We start from the raw sequence: 21,075 nt of genomic DNA on the forward strand, positions 1-21,075 counted from the left end.
ACAGATGATTTACTTCTCTATAAAGCTATGATTGAATATTGGTGTTAGATTAGTGTCATAACGTATATGAAAACCCTGATAGTTCAGGGTTTTCTTTTATCTTAATTAGTACGTAGAGTATCGATGATGCAATACCTCAATACCTTTTCAAAATCACGTTTAGCATGGCTGCTACTACTTCTTTCTATTGTTACCTTTGAAGGTTGTGCCCTATTCTTTCAACATGTAATGAACCTTGCACCGTGTGTGATGTGTGTTTATGAACGTGTCGCGATGATGGGGATCGGTTTTGCCGCTCTTGTTGGTCTTCTCGCCCCTCAAAATGCCTTTTTCCGTTGGATTGGTTTAGCCGGTTGGGGATATTGTGCATACCGTGGTGTTGTATTGGCCTATCAACATGTGGGTTTTCAGTTAAACCCATCACCATTTACAACCTGTGATTTATTCGTCCGATTTCCAAGCTGGGCGCCAATAAATCATTGGGCTCCTTGGATGTTTGAAGCATACGGTGATTGTGCAAAAATTGTTTGGCATTTCTTAACACTTACGATGCCACAATGGTTGGTTGTTATTTTTGCTGGAAACCTCATTGTTTGGGCTGTCATGGTTATCGCGCAGTTCTTCGGTAAGAAATCAGCTTAAGTTCGAAGCGAATAAATAAGACAGAAAAAGCGAAGACTAACAATTTAGGCTTCGCTTTTTTGTTAGTCGTTACTTCGTTAATACATGTTGTTCTAAGGCGGTTAGAATAGGGTAATCAGCAGGACATAATGGATAACGTTTAAATTCGTTTAAACTCACCCATACCATTGCTTGATGCGTATTTAATACAATATCGCCTTCACACCATCGAGTTAAATAACCTTTTAATTCAATGATTTTATCACCGTAATCAAACACGCTATCAGCCAACCATTGTTGTGTTTTAGTCGTGATCGCTAACTCTTCCATAAGCTCACGCTCTAATGCGTACTCTGGTAATTCCCCCACTTCAACCTTACCGCCAGGAAATTCCCATAAACCACCTTGGCTCGCATTATCTAATCGCTGAGCAAGTAGGTACTTACCTTCTTTCTCAATAACTCCCGCAACAACAACGGTTGTTTTAAGCTTTTGCATTAATGTGATTTACCGCAGCACTGTTTGAATTTCTTACCACTATCACATGGGCAAGGATCATTACGACCAATATTTTTATAAGGGTTAATCGCTTGTGCTCCTGCGCCAATTTGAAGTTGATCCGCAGCCATCATTACTTCAGTTAGCATCAATGGTAGTTGCGAATAAAGCTCACTTGGTGCAGGCATTCCTGTTACGCCCGCTTGCTCCATTTGTTCCAGAGTACCTGCTTCATCAACACATAACATTAGCGTTGTCAGTAATGCTGATAACATACGCATTGTGCCATCTGAAATCGACATCTCTTCCCAGTTTGGTTCAATGTAATACCAAACAGCTAAAAAGCCTTGAGCAAACTGTGAAAGTGCCTCATTTGTATCACCACTTTCTTGCCATTTAAGCTCTACCGGTAATTGGTATTCACCCGCTTTTACTGTGCGATACTGCATTTCAAAGTGGTTTAATACGGCAACTTTATCGGTTTCTGAAAGCGCTATATCATTATATTCTGTGGCAACACCAGTTAATAACACAGGTAACCAAATCTCTGGCTCCATAGGTTTCGGGTTTGCATTTGCAGCAAATAACGCGCCTTCAATAAAAGGAGCAGACATGCCATCCCAGCCAGTTGGGAGTGTCATTAATGTATTCATGATAATTTCCAATAAAAGTTTCTATCGCCATTATACCTGAACTCATCCTTTAACTTCATATCATCACTTATTGAGTAGAATAAATCGCAATATTGATTGTTTCTGATAACAATGTAAGTCGTGCTGATTAAAAATTTATTATGTTAATTACTTGATATTTGATGCAGTTCAGCGAAATTAAACATATATTCTGTTTAATTACAGATAAATGTCATCATTTATAATCTATGCGATGGGAATAGCCATGGATAATCACGATTTAAATGCAATCATTGCTGGCGCGAGTGGTTTAGTTGGAGATGAACTCTTACACCAGTTACTTGCCAATAAAAAATTTAAACATATTTATGCTCTATCTCGTCGTGAATTACCGTTTCACAGCAGTAAATTACACCAAATCATTGATCCGCTCCTTCGAATAAATAACTGGGAGCACGAAACGCCTCAGCCGCAATATGGCTTCATTTGTTTAGGTACGACAAAACGTAAGGCGGGCAGTAAATCGGCACTTGCAGCAGTTGATCTCGATTTGGTAAAAGATGTCGCCACCACAATGAAAAACCTAGGCGTTAGACACATTATTGTCGTATCCAGTCTTGGTGCATCGAGCCGCTCTCCTTCCCACTACTTACGCTGCAAAGGAAAAATGGAGCAAGCAATCACTAATATGGGATTTGAACACTGTATTTTTATTCGACCAGGCCCTTTAAAAGGTGAGCGCAGTGAAATGCGTACTGACGAGCAATTATTACAACACGTGTTTGATGTGATCAATCCATTGGTTGTCGGTCCCCTAAAGCATTTCTCCCCAATACCTGCGGAGTGCGTGGCACGTAGCATGGTGAAAATGGCGCTATCTTGTCAACAACATCAACTTGATCAAAAAACCATTGTTTCGGGTCATCAACTCCGCACTATTTAAAATCAATGGTGACAAATTAACCCTCTCGCACTAGAATCTTGCCCCTTATATGTAATTACCGAGCAGAGCTATAACCACTATGCGAGTTATTTTAGGCCCGATGGAAGGCGTCTTAGACCATTTAATGCGTGAGATGCTGACTGAAATTAATGACTACGATCTTTGTGTCACTGAATTTGTCCGTGTCATTGATAGCCTATTGCCTAGCAGTGTTTTCTATCGTCTATGTCCCGAGTTACGTCAAAGTGGAAAAACACGCTCAGGTACCCCTGTGCGGGTACAAATTTTAGGACAAGATCCTAACTGGATGGCTGAAAATGCGCAGCGTGCATGTTCACTAGGCTCTGCAGGTGTTGATATTAACTTTGGTTGTCCAGCAAAAGCGGTCAATAAAAGTCGTGGTGGTGCTGTTTTGCTAAAAGAGCCAGAGCGTATTTATCAAATAGTTAAAGCTTGTCGCGCTGCTGTCAATCCCGTTAAGCCTTTAACGGCAAAAGTACGTTTAGGCTGGGATGATCCTGCCCAATGTTTTGAAATTGCAGATGCTATTGCCCAAGCAGGTGCCGATGAAATGGTGGTCCATGCGCGTACTAAAGAAGATGGTTACCGTGCAGAGACGATTAAATGGGATTATATTAAGCAGCTTAAACAAAGTGCCACTATCCCAATTATTGCTAATGGCGAAGTCTGGAATTATCAGGATGGTCAAGCATGCCTATCTGCCACCAATACAGATGCATTAATGGTCTGTCGCGGCGCGCTTAATTTGCCGAATTTAGGTAATGTCGTAAAACATAACCATGCGCATATGAGTTGGGAAGAAGTACTCGACTTACTTTTAGTTTACTCTCAATTTGAGATCAAAGGTGATAAAGGGCTTTACTACCCTAACCGAGTAAAGCAATGGTTCTCTTACCTGCGTCATGAGTACCCTCAAGCCAAACTATTATTCACCGACATCCGTGCCTTAAATAAAGCTACCCCCATCATCGAAGTGCTTCAGCGCGCGCAGCAGTAGTAGCATCAATGGACAGCCCAACCTAATTAGGCTGTCTTCTTTTACCTTCCACCATCATTGAATACTCCCCATTCTTCACACTTGTGCATAAATGGCAGGCCATGCCGTTCAACCTGACGGTTTTACACATCGCACCTCTGCACAACGTATTAAATGGTTTAAGAAAAGGCTACAAACTGACGATCCTCGTCAATGCAATTCCTTTAACACGTTGTAATCACTTCCTCACTAATCAGCCTAATTAGCATACTTATTTATTAGACTATATTTTATTTCAGCTATCTCTCACTTCTTATAAAAATCACTTTGCTCTCAACCGTGTATTTTGTATATATCTCGCTGTATTAGGACTCTTTCAAGTTACGTTTTAGCGTTTATCAGCACTAAAACCATTTCTTATCAGTATGGATTTTTATGAACAAACATTTAATTATGGCTGCACTGTGTTGCTATTCATCTTTCAGTTTTGCTGGGTTTGATGTTATTACACTTGGCGCTAAAGGTGGGATCCAAGACGGCAACCTGACCGCATTTATGCTGAAATCAAACACTGACAACAATTACATAACCTTAGATGCTGGTAGCATTGTCAATGGGCTTATCGCTGCGACCAATAAAGATGCATTCAATGACATGATGGCACCGATATCCAGCTCTTACACCCAAGAAGGTTATATCCTAACCCAGAAAATTCAGGGCTACTTTATTAGTCATGCCCACCTTGATCATATTGCAGGACTTATTATTGCTTCGCCAGATGACAGCAATAAACCTATTTATGCCCTTCCGTCTGTTCATCAAACTATCAGCCAAGATTATTTTAATTGGAAGGCATGGCCTAATTTTACGAGCCAAGGTGAAGGCTTTAAACTCGGCAAATATGAGTTAGCACCACTGACTATCAACCAGTGGTTACCCGTTGCCAATACCGAATTAAAAGTAAAAGCCTTTCCATTAAGTCATTCAGGCGCAGAATCTACCGCATTCTTATTTAAAAATGTCGCCAACGAAGTGGTCATTTATTTAGGGGATACTGGTCCTGACGCGGTCGAAAAAAGCACGGCGTTAGATACTATTTGGCAACAGATTGCACCGTATATTCAGCAAAAGAAACTAAAAGGGATCTTCATTGAGACTTCTTTTAGCAATAGCACACCAGATAAATTACTATTTGGTCACTTAACACCAAAATGGTTACTCGCAGAATTAGATTCATTGGCAAGCTATGTTGGTGGTGAACAACCATTAAAAGATCTTAATGTGATCATCACACACATTAAACACAGCTTAAAGAAAGGCACGAATCCACAAACCGTTATCGAACAAGAACTCAATGCAGATAATAAACTAGGCGTTAATTTTATTTTCACTGAGCAAGGCGATAGAACACTGCTTTAAATGATTATAAAAATAAACAAAAAAGGCTCGTTATCTAACGAGCCTTTAATATATATCTTTAAAATCAACGACGTAAGGGGTGGTTTGTGATGTGATCTTCCCAATCAATCACATCAATTTCGTACACAATCTTGTCGCGTACCGATTCGTTGGCTTTATGCATCGCTTCTTTTGAACCAGTGAGCAGTGGATGCCACTCAGGTAATGGTTTTCCTTCTGCTAATAAACGGTATGCACACGTTTCAGGAAGCCAAACAAACTCATCAATACGATCACGAGTCAACTTTAGGCATTCTTCTCCGGATTCAAAACGATTAGGATAATCTTTACAAGAACATGTTTTATTATCTAATAAACTGCATGCCACATTGGTGTAATAGATATCATCTGTATCATCATCAATAAGCTTATGCAGACAGCACTTACCACAACCGTCACAAAGTGATTCCCACTCCTGATCGGTCATTGTTGCTAAGTCTTTTTCTTGCCAAAAATGCGTCATGATACCTACACCGAATTCACGTTACGCGCTTTATAACAGCGCTAAATTACCATTTACTATTTTATTATAGCGCGGTGTTTATAGCGATCCTGACGGTAAACTGCAAATTTAAATTACCTATTAATCAACAACAGCATCGAAATGAGAGCTATTATTATTTATAGAAATAAAGTAAATATATCGCTGAAATAGTTCTTTAATTTTGATCTTATGAATAAGGAGTGGTAATTTGCGCAGCCAATTTAAACAATGAAGAGAGTGATTGATGGAATGTCGTCTTGGCTGTGGTGCCTGCTGTATAGCTCCAAGTATCTCATCAAGCATACCAGGAATGCCCAACGGCAAGCCTGCAGGTGTCCCTTGCGTTCAACTCAATGAGCAAAATTTATGTAAACTTTTTGGCAAAGCTGAACGCCCTGCTGTATGCCACCACTTTAAAGCTTGCCCTGATATTTGTGGAAAAACCAATGAGCAAGCTTTAACGATAATTACAGAATTAGAGCAAATGACTTGATCAATGCTCACTATCTTGCGACGGCGTTATTCTGTCGTTTTCCCCGTCAGAATACGTAACGCAATTTTTGCGCTTTCCGCCACCTGATGACCAGTATGTGTTAAATAACCACCATCCAGTTGAGTAACCAATCCTTTCGCATATAAACGTTGAGCAGCTGAAACCAATGCTGGATTTGCATCACTATGAACTTTTACCCCTTCCATGTTGCTATGAATAGGGAATTTCACTAATAGATTCATTTCTTCAACAATATCTTGAGTGTATGGCATAACGACCTCTTATTAGTCTCTATTTAGATCTCAATGTCTAACGACTGACCTATTTAATATCATGAGTTAATACTAGCGGTTACTGGTGATAAAACTAGGTGCCAAGATCAACATCTTACGATCTTTATATCAGTGAAATGCGATCGCGCTCATAATTTTAGAACTCTTTTTTCGGATGTTTACAATTGTACAAAAAACGCCCTAACCTGTTGAGAGATATAAAAAAGCCGCTAATAAAAGCGGCTTTTAAATTAAGCTTGAATACCGACAATTAACCATGGTGCATTTGGCGTTTTTAAATCTCGCTCTAAATGCCATACATCATTAATATCTTCTTCAATCCCTTCTTGGGTATCTTTATAACGACCAGAGAACTTAATACTTAGCTGTGCTGAATTTGCGTCATAGTCTGCACGTACAAGTTCAGCATCAATGTACATCACTTCGGTGTGTTGCTCACCTGAAAGTTTAGCACGTTCAGCTTGTAAATCAGCAAATAACGCAGGTGATACGTACTCTTTGATTTTCGCTAATTCGTTATGATTCCATGCACCTTGAATAATGCGATAGTGATCGCGAGAACCACTTAAAAATGCATTCATATTAAAGTTAGGCGGCAAATTAAATGGCACATCACTATCGGTTGACTCAAAACCACCATTTTGTGGTTGAGATTGCGAACCTGTCGCTTGACGATATTGCTGTTGTGCTTGTTGTGGCTGCTGTCGAGGAGAGTTTCCTGCATAAGATTCACGATGCCCCATCGGAGTGCCTTTATTTGCACGCATTGCTTTAAATAATTTAAACAATACAAATGCAATCACACCGATAATGAGAATATCCATAAACTGGATACCATCAAATGAACCACCAAAGAAAGCAGCGAGTAAGCCACCTGCAAGTAAGCCACCTAATAGACCGCCCATTAAGCCTTTCTTGCTCGATGACGCAGGTGAGTTTTGTTTACGAATAGTATCTGTTTGTTGTGGCTGTTGTTTTTTCATTGGCGCAGTTTTAAAACTTTTACCAAACGACTTGCCACCACCGAATTTCTTTGCTTCAGCATGCGGTGCCGACAATGCGACCACAAACACTAAAGCAAATACGGTAAAAAAGCGTTTCATCATTGTTGAAGTACCTTATCCATGTCCTGTATGCATCGTAGCCATATAACGGAGAATGTCAATTCAAAGCCGTCGCGAAATTGTTACCATTTCTTAACATTTATCGGTGATAATCTCATCATTCTTAAATACAGCGCCTAAATATTTTTGTATACTGTTTTTTATTTAAACGACTTATAAAAATGTTCTTCTTTTTATGGCACTTTCCCCATCAAAAGTGGTCTTTTATAAGTAATCACACGTTAAGTCTTTGTTGTTTTTTATCTTACGATATTTTCAACACTAACATGGATATTTTTATGCAAGAGAATAACACTCACAGCAAAATCATTGGTTATCTACTCTGGATATTCGGCTTTACGGGCGCTCACCGCTTTTATTATGGCAAACCTGTAACAGGGACTATTTGGTTTTTAACCTTAGGTCTATGCGGTATTGGCTGGTTAATTGACTTGTTCTTAATTCCATCAATGAACAGAGAGTCTGACTTGCGTTTTGCTAGTGGTGAGATTGATTATAATATCGCTTGGCTACTGCTCACTTTTCTTGGCGTGTTTGGCGTCCACCGCATGTACATGGGTAAATGGATCACAGGGATACTTTATCTTTGTACCTTTGGGTTCTTCCTAATAGGTATTCTTATCGATTTTTGGACGTTAAACGATCAAGTATCTTTAGAAAATACCAAGAATAAAACTGTATAGCGTTTAGTATTGGTGATTTTTGTTGTGACAAGATATCATTTCCAATCTTTAGAAATAAATTGTCACAACTTGTTCTGGCATCGAATTCCTAACAACTATGGTTTCGATTAAATAACAATAACAATATTGAACACCGTTCTATAATTAATAACGTTAGTTTTTAAAATACGATAAGCAAACACATCAAAGAGTAATACCCATGGCAAGAAGAAATGACCATACTCGTGAAGAGTTGGTAAGCATGACACTGGAGCAGGTAAAAAACTTTCTCAATGAGCACCCTCACCATGAGCTAAGTTTACGTAAAGTCGCCGCTATGATTGGCTATGTTCCAAGTACATTAGTGAATGTATTCGGTAACTATAATTTACTGTTACTACACGCAGTTGCCCAAACACTTGATGAATTATCTCAAGAAGCACAGACGTGTTTAACAGGTGCAACCAATCCAGAGCAGGCACTTCGTAGTCTCGCATATTGTTATCTCGACTTTGCAATTGCTCATCCATACCGCTGGCAGTTAATCTTCCAACACACCATGAATGGTGAAGATTTACCAGAATGGCAATCAGATCGAATCAATAACATGACGGGCATGTTGGAATCATTGATTGGTCAAGTTAGCAGTAACATGTCTAAAGAAGAAGTACTGGAAACAAGCCGTGTTATTTGGGCTGGTGTTCACGGTATTACACTACTGACTGTTGATGATAAGCTATTTACCTCGACGCCTGTTGACGGCAAAGCACTTATTGATAACCTTTTAAATACTTATCTAAATAAGTGGAATTAGTAATAGAGATAGCGTAAATGACCACAAAGCCCCAATCGAGTCTTCTAACCAAACGGCGTTTCTTACCGTATTTTTTAACGCAGGCACTTGGGGCATTTAATGATAATGTTTACAAAAATATATTATTAATCCTGATCGCTTACGCTTCTGTTGATACCCTTCCACTGAGTGCTAATTTACTGATTAACATTGCCGCTGGGTTATTTATTTTACCTTTCTTTTTATTTTCAGCCTCTGCTGGTGTTATTGCCGATCAATACGATAAAGCAATGATCATGCGCCGAGTTAAACTCGCTGAAATTGTGATAATGAGCCTTGCTGCAATAGCCTTTTTCTATCACAGTTATTCCGCTCTTCTGGTGTTGCTCTTTTTGATGGGAACCCAATCGGCTTTCTTCGGGCCTGCAAAATATGCCTTACTTCCCCAGCACTTAAAATCAGAAGAGTTAATATCAGGTAACGCTTTGGTTGAAACAGGGACCTTTTTAGCTATTTTACTTGGCACATTGCTCGCAGGTTTTATTGCCGACAGCCATAACGCTCACTATATTGCTGCAGGAGCCGTGATCATTTTTGCGATATTAGGCTATCTCACATCTCTTGCTATTCCGAGCGCGCCACCTACAGTAAAGAAAACAATCTTTAAGTGGCAACCGATTAAACAAACTCGTTCAACCATGGCTATTGCACGACAAGATAAAACGATTTTCCAATGTATTATGGGGATTAGTTGGTTTTGGTTTTTAGGGGCTTGCTATCTCACCCAATTCCCTAATTATGCAAAAATCAGCCTCGGTGGTAATGCCGCTTCGGTCTCTTTCTTACTGATGCTATTTTCTATTGGTATTGCTATTGGCTCAATGTGTTGTGATCGCTTATCTCAACACCGTATAGACCCAGGAATAGTGCCTATTGGTAGTTTAGGGATCACGTTATTTGGTTCAGGTTTATATTTCCTCGCCCCAGCAACTACAGTGCAAACTCAGAGCCTAATGGCGTTTATGACGGCACCAAGCCTATGGCCAATCTTTGCGTCATTGCTTTTACTCGGTATTGCTGGCGGTATTTTTATTGTTCCGCTTTATGCCTTAATGCAGCAGCGCTCTAAAGAAGATGAACGTGCACAAATTATTGCAGCAAATAATATATGGAATGCTGTGTTTATGGTTGTCAGTGCTATTTCAGCCATTGTCTTCTTATCTGTTTTAAAGCTTTCCATTCCAGAGTTCTTCTTAATCTTAGCGGCGGTGAATTCATTAGTTGTTGTCTATATCTACTTCCAAGCCCCTGATTTTTTTTGGCGCTTTGTGGTTTGGATGATCACTCATACGATGTATCGTGTAAAAAAACAGAATTTGAATAATATTCCTGAACAAGGTGGTGTGTTACTTGTCTGTAATCATGTCAGCTACATGGATGCTTTATTGTTAGCAGGCAGCTGCCCACGCCCTATCCGCTTTTTGATGGACCGTGATATTTATAACCTGCCATTGGTCAAATCCTTCTGTAAAGCATGTAAGGCAATTCCTGTCGATGCGAATGACCGTACATCTATTCGTAATGCTTTTTCAAAAGTGTCAGAACATTTGGATAATGGCGATATTGTTTGTGTTTTTCCAGAAGGACAGCTCACCTTTGATGGCGAAATAGCCCCGTTTATGCGTGGCATTGATTTAATCATTAAACGTTCGAATGTCACGGTGATCCCTGTGGCACTGCAGGGGCTATGGGGAAGTTATTTTAGTCGAGAGGGTGGCGTTGCTTTATTAAAATGGCCAAAACGTTTCTGGTCACAAGTCACTATCGTCGCTGGGGAGTGTCTATCTTCCCAAGAGGCAAATAGCCAATTGTTATATCAACAAGTAACGCAATTACGGGGCGATAGAAAATAGTGCTCTTCTTTGTTAGGTTCTAACTAACAAATAGATTAAAAAGGCGAAGCTATATTAGCTTCGCCTTTTTATTATTGCTTAGATAACCAGTCGGCTAATTTCGTCCGAGAGAGTTTAATCCCTTGATAAATATCGCCATCAGGTAAAGCAAGATAACGAACTGGGCGCTTAAACGCAGCCACTTTATCTGTCATATAAGTCATCACATGATCAATAAATACCGCATCCATCGGGCAAGTTGTTTTCACAATAGCAACCGGTCGTTGACCAAAGTCATAATCATCAATGGGTAAAACAACAGCTTGCTCTATCTCTGAATACTGTAACAGTACCGCTTCAATATCTTCTGGTTGAACATTCTCTCCACCAGAAATAAACATGTTATCTGCGCGACCATGAATAAATAGCTCATCATCATGCCACTCACCCATGTCTTTAGTTGCAAACCATTCCCCGTCGTAACCATGGTTATCTAAAATAGAAAAAATAGTATGGTTGCGGTAATACCCCAAGCACAAGGTTTTGCCTCGAACTAAGATCTCACCATCACGTAAAAGTAATTCTCTATTCGGTAATACGTTACCGACACCACTACTCTCATTCGCTTGTTTAGCCGATATTGTTGATGCCATTTCCGTCATACCGTAACCACACCAACAGCTAATACCAGCACTGTGCGCTTTATTAGTGAGAGTAACTGGGATATGTGCACCACCTAATAACACCTGTTTTAGCATCATTGATGATGGTGCTGCCGTATTCTCAATACTCTCGAGCAGACGTTGTAATTGCGTTGGTACTAATGATGCGTGAGTCACCCAATGCAATGCTTGTTGCTGCTGTGCCTTATCGACAATAACTAAACATGCTCCGCGATATAACCAGCGCCATACAATCGCTAAACCCGAAATGTGGAATAACGGTAATGACAATAACCAACTATCCTCTGCTGTGAATGTCATTTGACTCAGCAAGCCAGAAGCACTGGCTAAATGTGACTCGGCATTATGAACCACTGCCTTGGGTACACCCGATGAACCTGATGTTAAAGTCAGTGTCATTGGACGATGCTCTTGCCATGTCACAGGTACCATCCGTGCAACAGTGGGGAATTGCAGAACAATATTTTGCCCAGTTAGCGCTGTTATATCGTGTTCACTATCCGACCAAATATAGTCATTATCGAGTACCACTAACTGTTGCTGCAATTCAGTAGAAGACAACTTCGGGTTAAGCCCTACATAGCGTGCCCCCACTCGAAAAATTGCAAGCATCAGCCATAATACTTGGATCGAATTATCAGCGATGACGGCCACAAGTTGATCACGCTTAACGCCCTGCTCGACTAACCCTTGTGCGTAATCATCAACGTTTGAAGAGACATCTGCCCAGGTGTACGTTTGTGCATCACGCGTTTTATCACCTAAAGAGATGGCTATATCTGATGGGCGTTCTGCAGCCCATTGCTGCCAAGGCCATGTTAGAAAATCGTGTTTTATTTCTGCCATACTAGGTCTAATTCTGCTAAAGAAATCATTGGAAGTTCACTATCCGGCCAAGGTGTCACCAATTGTGCTTTAAACAACTGCATGGTATCTAGACCAGGGATAACATTGGGTGTCTGCCACTGGGCGAAACGTGCTAACTGATTTAATCCTAGGCTTGATTCCAAACTTGAACTAATCACTGCCGTTAACCCTGCCGCTTGAGCTTGTTCCACCAGCTCGATACAACGGGCTAAGCTACCAGTTAGTGTGGGCTTGATAATAATTGCCGCAACACCTGGTTGTGCTTTTACTTCAAAATGAGGCTCGCGGACAGTTTCATCCCAGGCAATATTAATACCTGTTTGCTCTGCAAAAATCAGGCTATCTTGAGGATCAATACAAGGCTCTTCTAAAAACGCGATCCCTTGCCGATTTTCAGGCTTCACATATTTAGCAAACTGCTGTGCTTTAAGCGGTGTCCATCTACGGTTAGCATCTAAACGTAACTGAACCTCAGGGATCGCTTCAATAAACATATTAGCAACAATACCATCACGCACCGCTTCATACATACCGACTTTAATTTTAGCGACTTTATCACCATTTTCGGTATTTAAACGTTCAATCAACTCGTCAGGATCACCGGAGCATAATGGCGCTACCGCATAGTTTGCAGTAAGAGGTAATTCGCCCGCTAACTCTGCCATTGCACAACTAAAACCAAAGGCAACAGAGGGATAAGCATCGTTGATATGGATATCTTTCCCTTCAAGCCAATGTTCAACTAGTTGTTTTGTTTGATCTAACGCTTGCTCTAGCGTTTCATTGCTAAACTCAGGCAGTGGCGCAATTTCACCTACACCAACTTTGTCACCTTGAGTAAGTTCGACAACCAAACCTTCACGTGTTACTAAACGTTGATCACGTAAAATAACACCAGAATCCATCGGTAACTGATATCGATATAACTTAACGCTGCGCATTCTTGATAACCTTTAATTAATACCAGAGCATAAAACACGCTAAACCTTAGTCTAACGGCATATTAAATCACTTTAATTACAATGGCTCGTTACAACTTTTGAATAAAAGCAGATAAGGCAGATGTAAATGCATGTGGTTGTTCTACATGAATATTATGCCCAGCATCAGGGATCACTTCTACGCTTAGCTCTGATTGCATAGCGATCTGACGAAATTTCGCATCATATTCACCACAAACATAACGAACGGGTAATTTTAAGTTTTGTAGCGGTGTGAGTAATAATGGTTGTTTAGATAATGACGTTGCTAGCAACATATTCGCGACACCTTGGCCAAGGTTATCACTACGTTTAGCGACTAAGCTTTGTCTTTGGTCATGGTTCAGTGATGAAAAAACAGTTTGTTGATACCAATCATTCAGCACTGAAATTAGAGATTGTTGAGAAAAACGTGCAGCCCATGTTTTATCACTATCAAGACGCGCCGCACGGTCTAAAAGCGGTAATCCAAAGTGCCCACCCTCTAAAAAGATACCTTGCAACCTTGGCCCACGCTTCGTGGTATCCTCATTTGATAATTGCGTTGCCAGATACATAGCAAGTCGCGCACCTAACGAATACCCCACCAAAACGAAACGTTGAATACCACGGTGTTCCAACGTTTTGAGTATCGCCTGATAACTCTGTTTAAAGCCAATATCAGAATCATCTAGTGGCATAGATACTGACGCACTAAAGCCATGCCCAGGCAGATCGATAGTTACACAACAATAGTGATGCATTAGTGCTGAAGTAATTAATCGCCAGTCCCGCCCTGAGCCTAATAGCCCATGAAGAAAAACAATCACGGGTTGGCCTGCTTGCGGGCGTTTTCCAAATACTTCAGAGTAAAGACGCACGTTTTACCTCAGAAAAGATCTCTTTTAACATCTGCCCAGCTTCTCCAGCAGGCGTTTTAATTTCGATGATCGTTGTCTGGTTAACTTGTTGTGCATTCACTACCGCAGTTTGGGCTTCAGCAACTGTTGTTGGGCTTTGATAGTTAAATCCAAACATGGCAGCTGCATGGCTAAATTCAAAACCATGAGGCATACGATAAAAATCATCTTTTTGCTGCTCTGGTACTGGTAACATATCAAAAATACCGCCACCATCATTATTCGTAACCACCACGACCATAGGTAATGCAGTTTGTTTTAATAATGCGAGAGAATTAAGATCGTATAAAAATGACGTATCGCCTAATAGCATCACTAATGGTGCTTTTCTAGCGCGTTGCACACCAGCCGCTGTTGCTATTAATCCATCAATACCTGATGCACCACGGTTGGTAAATGTCGCTGTAGTTGGTAAATCACCAAACATATCTAGCAGTCGAACAATCATGCTATTACCGAGAAACAACTCAGAATCAGGTGCGAGCCAATCTCTCAATAATGTCGCTAATGACATTTCAGATAAATTGTCACAATGCTGCTTCGCTATTTCACGATAACGCTTAGACGCGCCCACTAACGGTAATGCCCATCCACTATGTGGTGATGTTTTTTCATCAAGAAGCGCTGCACAAGTCCACGCGCTCACATTCGCTTGAATACGAGAACCAGAATGATGATGAGGGTCTAAACGTCCTTGTTGTGGATCGATTAACCAATAATCATCCCACGGCTGATCGCCAATAAACTGTAATAAACGTTTAGAAACAATCCGTGCACTAAATTGCAGTAATACTTGTGCTTGAGACAAAACTTCGGCACAGGCTGGATTTTGTAACCAACCATCAAACCCCGCATATTCGCTCGAGCCTCCAGCTTGAGGATCGACCAATAATGGCCAGCCTAATCGGGCTGCTAACGCTTTCACATCAGCAAGTTCATTGGTCGCTAACTTACCCGCAACAATTATGCCTTTTTTGTCGCACAACCGCTGCCATTGCACTGAATCAATGACGATATCAGCGCTAGTCGCTTGTTGATGTTGGCAATACGGTAATACCGTTGCCTGCCACTTTTTAACTGGCGCTAGATAGGCCGAAAAATCTATCGCCTCACCATATAGCGGCTCAGGGTAATGACAATTTAAATGGATGGCTCCGCCACGTAACTGCTGTTGATGCATCAACTCATCAACCACGCCTAATAACCAATTAGGAGAGATATCAAGTGTAGGGGCGGGTAGATCAACAAACTCTGTTACATGTTGCGAAAAAATACCATGCTGGCGTATGGCTTGATTTGCGCCACATTGCAGTAATTCAACAGGACGATCTGAGGTTAACAGCACTAATTTTTCTTTTGTTAGCCCAGATTCAGCAACGGCAGGTAATAAATTAGCGACTGCTGTACCTGATGTCACAATCACCGCAATGGGGGTTTGTGATGCTTTGGCTAAACCTAATGCGAGAAAGCCTAAACCACGTTCATCAAAATGAGTGTGAATAGTCAGTTTTGACTGCTTTGCTGCCGCTAACGTCAATGGTGTGGAACGAGAACCTGGCGCAATACAAACATGTTGAACACCTTGTCGGACTAACTCTTCAAGTATCAGCTCAGCCCAACAACTATTTAATGCAGCCCTATAAGAAAGACTATTCGATAAGGTTAATTGCATGATGCGCTTTTATACTCCATTTCAGCAGCTAACGAGCTATCCGTCTCTTGCTCAAATAAACTACAGAGTGTTGATGTTTTTCGATCAAGTTCTTTCCATTCACTTTCTGCTACTGAGCCCGGTACAATGCCTGCTCCTGCAAATAAATGAACTTCACCTTCAATGATTAATGCACTACGAATAGCCACACAAAACTCACTATGCTGCTGGCTAATATAACCCACCGCACCACTATACCAACCGCGAGAAAAAGGTTCGTGTTCAGCAATAAAATGAAGCGCAGGATCACGAGGTAATCCGGCAATCGCAGCGGTTGGTTGTAAATTTTCTAATAGATCTGCACTAAAGACGCCACTATTTAATTCAGCATCAATACTTCGCTTTAAATGCTGGACTTTACGTAGTTGAACCAACTCAGGAGTTTGAGACACATTCATCGATTGGCTACAGGGCACCAATCGATTAACAATATCATCAACCACTAAACGATTTTCGTAGCGATTTTTATTATCAGATAATAACCATTGTGCTAATTGCTGATCTTCTACATCATCTTTACCACGCCCAATCGTACCTGCCAACGCTTCAGTTTGTATCGCATGTTCATGGCGTTGAAATAAACGTTCTGGCGTTGAGCCCATAAAGCCATGCTTTTCATCCAGCGCCAGTAAAAAGTGAAAACTATTGCTGTTATTAGCGCAACTCGCTTTCAGTAATTGAGCGGGTGATACAGGTTTATCAAGCTGTAACTTTGTTCGTCGAGCAAGCACCACTTTTTCAAATTCTTTATGTTCAATCGCATCTAATGCTCGTGTCAGCATGTTTGACCAACCAGAAAAATCTGGCGTATAACTGCGATTTAAAATTTTACTGTGAATACCACTGATCAACGATGTATCAAACATCAACTGTTGTAATGCCGTCAAAATACGTGCGCGATCTTCACCGACATTAACAGCAATATGCCATTCATTATCCAGACGGCTTAATTCAAGCAGCGGTAAAAAGAAAAAGGAGGAGAGACAACGTTTATTTCGCTCTGTTCTTCCATCAAAAGATCGCCCGCCCCACACTCGCTGCTCATTAGAAATCACTTTCTCAGCGGCTTTAGGATCAGTAAATGTTTTTATTTGTCCTAGCGCGACAACCTCTTCTCGGCAATTACGCGATTGCCAATAGAATTTGGGATACAAAGCTTGTGTATCCATCCAATCAATCAGGTCGATATGTTTTGATAGATCTAATTTAACCAATATACGCTGGGTTGTTGCAGATGCTTGCTCTAATTTAGCAATTAATCGTTCAACGGCTTGTTGTAACGCAGTCAAGATAACCTCGCTCAGCTCTATTACACCAATACGGCTCATCCCTGGCTGAAAGATACATATGTCACTCTCTTAGACATATTTTCCTTACTAAGAATAGACACTTATTTCCTAAAGAGAGAGAATAACTGCTAATTCTCTTAGTAAAGAAGAATGATGTATTATTCTACCTCACAAGAAAGCATCTGACTAATGAAGTAACACATTTGTATTACTTATCTGACTAGCAGAAACCTCTGTTCAACTTTGCTGATTCTAGTTAAACACGCCATTTTCATTCTGCCAAAAGAAAACAAAACACTATTTTACATAATTATCTTCTAAAAGGTGTTCCTATATCCCTCTTTTATAGTGTAATTTGTGGTTATACCTAATAATCATCAGGAAAGCCTCATATGCAAAAATTCGGGATGTCATCCAAGCTTAATAATGTTTGCTATGACATACGTGGTCCCGTTCTGAAACACGCTAAGCGTATGGAAGAAGAAGGGCAAAAAATACTCAAACTAAACATCGGTAATCCAGCACCGTTTGGTTTTGATGCCCCTGATGAAATTCTCGTGGATGTGATCCGTAATCTACCAACATCCCAAGGTTACTGTGATTCAAAAGGCATTTATTCTGCGCGTAAAGCCGTTGTTCAACACTACCAAAAGCGCGGCTTACTTGATCTTGATGTCGAAGATGTTTATATCGGTAACGGTGTCTCTGAATTAATCGTTATGGCAATGCAAGCACTGCTAAACCATAAAGATGAAATATTGGTTCCATCACCTGATTACCCATTATGGACAGCAGCAGTCTCATTATCTGGTGGCACACCGGTTCACTACACATGTGATGAACAATCAGATTGGTATCCAGATCTTGATGATATAAAGAAAAAAATCACGCCAAATACTCGCGGTATTGTTTTAATCAATCCGAATAACCCGACGGGTGCGGTATATAGCCGAGATTTTCTGATCGAAGTGGTTGAAATTGCACGTCAGCACGATTTGATTATTTTCGCCGATGAGATCTACGACAAAATTCTATACGATGGTGCACAACATACCTCTATTGCCCCATTAGCAGAAGATGTAGTTTGTGTAACCTTCAATGGCCTTTCAAAGTCATACCGAGTGTGTGGTTTCCGTGCAGGTTGGATGGTTATTTCAGGGCCAAGACACCGAGCTAAAGGTTACATCGAAGGGTTAGAAATGCTGTCATCAATGCGTTTGTGTGCCAACGTACCTATGCAGCATGCCATTCAAACTGCATTAGGTGGTTACCAAAGCATTAATGAATTAATCTTGCCGGGTGGACGCCTGCTCGAACAGCGCAATAAAGCTTATGATTTATTAACTCAAATCCCTGGAATTTCTTGTGTTAAGCCAAAAGGCGCGTTGTATCTATTCCCGAAATTAGATCAGAAGAAATTTAATATTCAAGACGACCAAAAAATGGCAATGGACTTTTTACTACAAGAGAAAGTGCTTGTTGTACATGGAACCGGATTTAACTGGAAACAACCGGATCACTTCCGCATTGTAACCTTACCCCATGTCGATGATCTTGAACTGGCAATGGGACGCTTAGAGCGCTTCTTACATAGCTATCGTCAATAACCTTTACAAACAATTCTTAAGCCTCGGTAAACCGGGGCTTTTTATTAACTAAAAACTGTCAATATTTCCCTAACTTCTGTTACCTTTAGTGCATAACGTCTATAGATGCTGCTCATCAGCACATTTAGTTTAAGAGAATTGATCATCATGGAAAAAAGTCATTTCTTCGCTCACCTTGCTCGTATGCGTTTAATTCAACGCTGGCCATTAATGCGAAGTGTCGAAACTGAAAATATCTCCGAGCACAGCCTTCAAGTTGCTTTTGTCGCTCATGCACTTGCGTTAATTAAAAACCGTAAATTTGGTGGGAACCTAAACCCTGAACGTATCGCGCTGCAAGGTATGTTTCACGATGTTAGTGAAGTACTCACAGGTGATATGCCAACCCCAATAAAATACTATAACCCTGCAATTGCTGAAGAATATAAGAAAATCGAATTAGCGGCAGAGCAACGACTTATTTCTATGCTTCCTGCAGAATTTCAGGATGATTATGCCTCTCTGCTTGATAGCCATAAAATTGATACTGAAAATGCAGCTATTGTTAAACAAGCCGATACATTATGCGCTTATATAAAATGCCTTGAAGAGCTCAGTGCAGGGAACCATGAATTTACTCGAGCGAAGAAAAGATTGGAACAAACCCTTGAGCAACGCAAAACACCTGAGATGACCTATTTTCTTGAGACATTTGCTGATAGCTTTAATCTTACTTTGGACGACATTAGTTAATGACTGAATTTACTATCTCACCTATATGGGAAGAACGCTTTTATAACGAACAAAAAATGCGCCGTGATGATCATCGCTCAGCTTTTCAGCGCGATCGAGCCCGTATTCTTCATTCTGCCGCCTTTCGTCGTTTACAAGCAAAAACTCAAGTCCATGGCGCTGGTAATCACGACTTCTATCGGACTCGACTCACCCACTCGCTAGAAGCATCCCAAATCGGTACAGGGATTGTTGCACAACTCAAATTAAAACAACCTGAGTTTAAATCATTACTCCCTTCAACCAGTTTAATGGAAAGTTTGTGCTTAGCACATGATATCGGTCACCCACCATTTGGTCATGGCGGTGAAGTCGCTTTAAATTACATGATGCGAAATCATGGCGGCTTTGAAGGAAACGCACAAACCTTTCGTATTGTAACCTTACTCGAACCTTATACCGAAGGATACGGTATGAACCTCGCCAGACGTACCTTGCTTGGTTTACTAAAATACCCAGCTCTACTCAGTGAAACTACCGCTCCAGAGCGCGCACCTGATGTCGTGAACTTTCGTCACCTTAAAGCAAAAGACTGGTATCCAGCGAAAGGCTTATATGTGGACGATAAAGAGGTCTTTGACTGGGTATTAAGCCCGTTATCAGGCAAAGATAAAGCCCTCTTTGCGCAAATGCGTTGTGAGCGTTTATCGCCAAAAGAGCCCTGTAAGACACGTTTTAAATCATTAGATTGTTCAATCATGGAATTAGCTGATGACATTGCATACGGTGTCCATGACTTAGAAGATGCCATCGTAATGGGGATTGTGACACGTGATGATTGGCAAGAAGCGGTTGCCTCAAAAATAGCAGAATGTGGTGATCCATGGCTAGAAGAACGGATAAGTGATATCAGCGAGCTGATGTTTGCTAGCCACCATCAGCGCAAAGATGCCATTGGCGCGCTGGTCAATGGTTTACTTACCTCTATAACCATTAGTCCTACGATTCAAAACGGTACTGATTTTTTTGATGAGCCATTATTACAATGGAATGCCTTTTTATCCGAGCCGATGGAGCGCGCTTTAGAGGTGCTTAAACAGTTCGTAAGTATCTATGTGGTAAAAAAACCGGAGATACAACTGTCAGAATATAAAGGGCAGCAATTGATCATGGAACTCTTTGAAGCTTTTGCTTCTGATCCAGAACGATTGTTACCAGATAATACTCGCATGCGGTGGTTAGAAGCAAAAGAGCAAGAAGATAACGAGCTTAGGATCATTGCCGATTACATTTCAGGCATGACAGATGGATTCTCTCAACGTCTCTATAGCACATTATTCTTACCTACCTCTGAAACAGGTATCAGCAATAATGGTTATGGTTTTTAATCATTAACCAGTGAATATAAAGGGAGCCCATGCTCCCTTTTGTGTGCCAA

General features: G+C 40.8%; 22 protein-coding genes. 12 read left to right on the top strand and 10 right to left on the bottom strand.

The features are described from left to right. Nucleotides 1-126 precede the first annotated feature (126 nt). Nucleotides 127-642, top strand: coding sequence for a disulfide bond formation protein DsbB (dsbB, locus tag C9J46_RS13300; RefSeq protein ID WP_107291055.1), 516 nt, complete (start codon nucleotides 127-129; stop codon nucleotides 640-642). A gap of 69 nt (nucleotides 643-711) precedes the next feature. Here the strand turns inward: dsbB and C9J46_RS13305 are convergent, their stop codons facing one another. Next, complete coding sequence (locus C9J46_RS13305; RefSeq protein ID WP_107291030.1) at nucleotides 712-1,119, bottom strand: (deoxy)nucleoside triphosphate pyrophosphohydrolase; 408 nt, start codon at nucleotides 1,117-1,119, stop codon at nucleotides 712-714. After that, nucleotides 1,119-1,772 carry an SEC-C metal-binding domain-containing protein gene (locus tag C9J46_RS13310; RefSeq protein ID WP_107291031.1) on the bottom strand — a complete coding sequence of 218 codons (654 nt, stop codon included), beginning with the start codon at nucleotides 1,770-1,772 and terminating at the stop codon, nucleotides 1,119-1,121. The genes C9J46_RS13305 and C9J46_RS13310 overlap by 1 nt, the downstream gene beginning before the upstream one ends. A 244-nt stretch (nucleotides 1,773-2,016) precedes the next feature. On the opposite strand from C9J46_RS13310, the gene C9J46_RS13315 reads away from it, so the two are divergent. The 4 genes from C9J46_RS13315 (at nucleotide 2,017) to C9J46_RS13330 (ending at nucleotide 5,110) form a co-directional block, all read left to right on the top strand. Continuing rightward, nucleotides 2,017-2,694 (top strand): NAD(P)H-binding protein, encoded by a 678-nt coding sequence (locus tag C9J46_RS13315; protein WP_107291032.1) that lies wholly within the window; start codon nucleotides 2,017-2,019, stop codon nucleotides 2,692-2,694. Between the two features lie 79 nt (nucleotides 2,695-2,773). After that, nucleotides 2,774-3,712 carry a tRNA dihydrouridine(16) synthase DusC gene (dusC, locus tag C9J46_RS13320; RefSeq protein ID WP_107260108.1) on the top strand — a complete coding sequence of 313 codons (939 nt, stop codon included), beginning with the start codon at nucleotides 2,774-2,776 and terminating at the stop codon, nucleotides 3,710-3,712. Between the two features lie 91 nt (nucleotides 3,713-3,803). Further along, nucleotides 3,804-3,929 (top strand): neutral zinc metallopeptidase, encoded by a 126-nt coding sequence (locus C9J46_RS13325; protein WP_233217760.1) that lies wholly within the window; start codon nucleotides 3,804-3,806, stop codon nucleotides 3,927-3,929. A 197-nt stretch (nucleotides 3,930-4,126) separates the two neighbouring features. Beyond that, the gene (locus C9J46_RS13330; RefSeq protein WP_107291033.1) at nucleotides 4,127-5,110 is read left to right on the top strand and encodes an MBL fold metallo-hydrolase; all 984 of its coding nucleotides are present in this window, start codon (nucleotides 4,127-4,129) and stop codon (nucleotides 5,108-5,110) included. A gap of 64 nt (nucleotides 5,111-5,174) precedes the next feature. On the opposite strand, the gene C9J46_RS13335 is transcribed toward C9J46_RS13330, so the two are convergent. Beyond that, nucleotides 5,175-5,612, bottom strand: a complete 438-nt coding sequence (locus C9J46_RS13335) for a YcgN family cysteine cluster protein (protein WP_080896326.1) — start codon at nucleotides 5,610-5,612, stop codon at nucleotides 5,175-5,177. A gap of 265 nt (nucleotides 5,613-5,877) precedes the next feature. On the opposite strand from C9J46_RS13335, the gene C9J46_RS13340 reads away from it, so the two are divergent. Then, entirely contained in the window at nucleotides 5,878-6,126 is a 249-nt protein-coding gene (locus C9J46_RS13340) for a zinc/iron-chelating domain-containing protein (RefSeq protein ID WP_006646428.1), read from the top strand. A gap of 26 nt (nucleotides 6,127-6,152) precedes the next feature. Here C9J46_RS13340 and C9J46_RS13345 read toward each other — a convergent pair whose 3' ends face one another. Together C9J46_RS13345 and C9J46_RS13350 are read right to left on the bottom strand one after the other, a co-directional pair. Continuing rightward, the gene (locus tag C9J46_RS13345; RefSeq protein ID WP_107206085.1) at nucleotides 6,153-6,398 is read right to left on the bottom strand and encodes a TIGR02647 family protein; all 246 of its coding nucleotides are present in this window, start codon (nucleotides 6,396-6,398) and stop codon (nucleotides 6,153-6,155) included. 251 nt (nucleotides 6,399-6,649) lie between these two features. Continuing rightward, nucleotides 6,650-7,522: a Tim44 domain-containing protein gene (locus C9J46_RS13350; protein WP_199190635.1), complete on the bottom strand. Its 873-nt coding sequence runs from the start codon at nucleotides 7,520-7,522 to the stop codon at nucleotides 6,650-6,652. A gap of 299 nt (nucleotides 7,523-7,821) precedes the next feature. Between C9J46_RS13350 and C9J46_RS13355 the strand changes: the two genes are divergently transcribed. From C9J46_RS13355 to C9J46_RS13365, 3 genes are all read left to right on the top strand, one after another. Further along, nucleotides 7,822-8,226: an NINE protein gene (locus C9J46_RS13355; protein WP_107206083.1), complete on the top strand. Its 405-nt coding sequence runs from the start codon at nucleotides 7,822-7,824 to the stop codon at nucleotides 8,224-8,226. Between the two features lie 199 nt (nucleotides 8,227-8,425). Then, nucleotides 8,426-9,019: a TetR/AcrR family transcriptional regulator gene (locus C9J46_RS13360; RefSeq protein ID WP_107206082.1), complete on the top strand. Its 594-nt coding sequence runs from the start codon at nucleotides 8,426-8,428 to the stop codon at nucleotides 9,017-9,019. A 17-nt stretch (nucleotides 9,020-9,036) separates the two neighbouring features. Further along, nucleotides 9,037-10,911 (top strand): MFS transporter, encoded by a 1,875-nt coding sequence (locus C9J46_RS13365; protein ID WP_107291035.1) that lies wholly within the window; start codon nucleotides 9,037-9,039, stop codon nucleotides 10,909-10,911. 71 nt (nucleotides 10,912-10,982) lie between these two features. Here C9J46_RS13365 and menE read toward each other — a convergent pair whose 3' ends face one another. From menE to C9J46_RS13390, 5 genes are all read right to left on the bottom strand, one after another. Then, the gene (menE, locus tag C9J46_RS13370; RefSeq protein WP_107291036.1) at nucleotides 10,983-12,419 is read right to left on the bottom strand and encodes an o-succinylbenzoate--CoA ligase; all 1,437 of its coding nucleotides are present in this window, start codon (nucleotides 12,417-12,419) and stop codon (nucleotides 10,983-10,985) included. Further along, nucleotides 12,407-13,381, bottom strand: coding sequence for an o-succinylbenzoate synthase (gene menC / locus C9J46_RS13375; protein ID WP_107206079.1), 975 nt, complete (start codon nucleotides 13,379-13,381; stop codon nucleotides 12,407-12,409). The genes menE and menC overlap by 13 nt, the downstream gene beginning before the upstream one ends. Before the next feature lie 89 nt (nucleotides 13,382-13,470). Next, nucleotides 13,471-14,280 carry a 2-succinyl-6-hydroxy-2,4-cyclohexadiene-1-carboxylate synthase gene (menH, locus tag C9J46_RS13380; protein ID WP_107291037.1) on the bottom strand — a complete coding sequence of 270 codons (810 nt, stop codon included), beginning with the start codon at nucleotides 14,278-14,280 and terminating at the stop codon, nucleotides 13,471-13,473. After that, complete coding sequence (gene menD, locus C9J46_RS13385) at nucleotides 14,264-15,991, bottom strand: 2-succinyl-5-enolpyruvyl-6-hydroxy-3-cyclohexene-1-carboxylic-acid synthase (protein WP_107206077.1); 1,728 nt, start codon at nucleotides 15,989-15,991, stop codon at nucleotides 14,264-14,266. The genes menH and menD overlap by 17 nt, the downstream gene beginning before the upstream one ends. Continuing rightward, the gene (locus tag C9J46_RS13390; RefSeq protein ID WP_370444986.1) at nucleotides 15,982-17,319 is read right to left on the bottom strand and encodes an isochorismate synthase MenF; all 1,338 of its coding nucleotides are present in this window, start codon (nucleotides 17,317-17,319) and stop codon (nucleotides 15,982-15,984) included. The genes menD and C9J46_RS13390 overlap by 10 nt, the downstream gene beginning before the upstream one ends. A gap of 392 nt (nucleotides 17,320-17,711) precedes the next feature. Here C9J46_RS13390 and C9J46_RS13395 point away from each other — a divergent pair, with 392 nt between their 5' ends. The 3 genes from C9J46_RS13395 (at nucleotide 17,712) to C9J46_RS13405 (ending at nucleotide 21,025) form a co-directional block, all read left to right on the top strand. After that, a complete protein-coding gene (locus tag C9J46_RS13395) occupies nucleotides 17,712-18,926 on the top strand; it encodes a pyridoxal phosphate-dependent aminotransferase (RefSeq protein WP_107206075.1) in 1,215 nt (404 codons plus the stop codon). Nucleotides 18,927-19,073: 147 nt separating this feature from the next. Next, nucleotides 19,074-19,658, top strand: a complete 585-nt coding sequence (gene yfbR, locus C9J46_RS13400) for a 5'-deoxynucleotidase (RefSeq protein WP_107245757.1) — start codon at nucleotides 19,074-19,076, stop codon at nucleotides 19,656-19,658. Continuing rightward, nucleotides 19,658-21,025, top strand: a complete 1,368-nt coding sequence (locus tag C9J46_RS13405; protein ID WP_107291039.1) for an anti-phage deoxyguanosine triphosphatase — start codon at nucleotides 19,658-19,660, stop codon at nucleotides 21,023-21,025. The genes yfbR and C9J46_RS13405 overlap by 1 nt, the downstream gene beginning before the upstream one ends. Nucleotides 21,026-21,075 lie beyond the last annotated feature (50 nt).

Origin of the sequence: Photobacterium sp. GB-36, assembly GCF_003026135.1 — a bacterium.
Taxonomy (GTDB): Bacteria; Pseudomonadota; Gammaproteobacteria; order Enterobacterales; family Vibrionaceae; genus Photobacterium.

What these genes read in the sequence shown, in the direction of transcription:
- dsbB (WP_107291055.1), top strand. Translation starts at nt 127, where the DNA reads ATGCAATACCTCAATACCTTTTCAAAATCACGTTTAGCATGGCTGCTA.
- C9J46_RS13305 (WP_107291030.1), bottom strand. Translation starts at nt 1,119, where the DNA reads ATGCAAAAGCTTAAAACAACCGTTGTTGTTGCGGGAGTTATTGAGAAA.
- C9J46_RS13310 (WP_107291031.1), bottom strand. Translation starts at nt 1,772, where the DNA reads ATGAATACATTAATGACACTCCCAACTGGCTGGGATGGCATGTCTGCT.
- C9J46_RS13315 (WP_107291032.1), top strand. Translation starts at nt 2,017, where the DNA reads ATGGATAATCACGATTTAAATGCAATCATTGCTGGCGCGAGTGGTTTA.
- dusC (WP_107260108.1), top strand. Translation starts at nt 2,774, where the DNA reads ATGCGAGTTATTTTAGGCCCGATGGAAGGCGTCTTAGACCATTTAATG.
- C9J46_RS13325 (WP_233217760.1), top strand. Translation starts at nt 3,804, where the DNA reads ATGGCAGGCCATGCCGTTCAACCTGACGGTTTTACACATCGCACCTCT.
- C9J46_RS13330 (WP_107291033.1), top strand. Translation starts at nt 4,127, where the DNA reads ATGAACAAACATTTAATTATGGCTGCACTGTGTTGCTATTCATCTTTC.
- C9J46_RS13335 (WP_080896326.1), bottom strand. Translation starts at nt 5,612, where the DNA reads ATGACGCATTTTTGGCAAGAAAAAGACTTAGCAACAATGACCGATCAG.
- C9J46_RS13340 (WP_006646428.1), top strand. Translation starts at nt 5,878, where the DNA reads ATGGAATGTCGTCTTGGCTGTGGTGCCTGCTGTATAGCTCCAAGTATC.
- C9J46_RS13345 (WP_107206085.1), bottom strand. Translation starts at nt 6,398, where the DNA reads ATGCCATACACTCAAGATATTGTTGAAGAAATGAATCTATTAGTGAAA.
- C9J46_RS13350 (WP_199190635.1), bottom strand. Translation starts at nt 7,522, where the DNA reads ATGAAACGCTTTTTTACCGTATTTGCTTTAGTGTTTGTGGTCGCATTG.
- C9J46_RS13355 (WP_107206083.1), top strand. Translation starts at nt 7,822, where the DNA reads ATGCAAGAGAATAACACTCACAGCAAAATCATTGGTTATCTACTCTGG.
- C9J46_RS13360 (WP_107206082.1), top strand. Translation starts at nt 8,426, where the DNA reads ATGGCAAGAAGAAATGACCATACTCGTGAAGAGTTGGTAAGCATGACA.
- C9J46_RS13365 (WP_107291035.1), top strand. Translation starts at nt 9,037, where the DNA reads ATGACCACAAAGCCCCAATCGAGTCTTCTAACCAAACGGCGTTTCTTA.
- menE (WP_107291036.1), bottom strand. Translation starts at nt 12,419, where the DNA reads ATGGCAGAAATAAAACACGATTTTCTAACATGGCCTTGGCAGCAATGG.
- menC (WP_107206079.1), bottom strand. Translation starts at nt 13,381, where the DNA reads ATGCGCAGCGTTAAGTTATATCGATATCAGTTACCGATGGATTCTGGT.
- menD (WP_107206077.1), bottom strand. Translation starts at nt 15,991, where the DNA reads ATGCAATTAACCTTATCGAATAGTCTTTCTTATAGGGCTGCATTAAAT.
- C9J46_RS13395 (WP_107206075.1), top strand. Translation starts at nt 17,712, where the DNA reads ATGCAAAAATTCGGGATGTCATCCAAGCTTAATAATGTTTGCTATGAC.
- yfbR (WP_107245757.1), top strand. Translation starts at nt 19,074, where the DNA reads ATGGAAAAAAGTCATTTCTTCGCTCACCTTGCTCGTATGCGTTTAATT.
- C9J46_RS13405 (WP_107291039.1), top strand. Translation starts at nt 19,658, where the DNA reads ATGACTGAATTTACTATCTCACCTATATGGGAAGAACGCTTTTATAAC.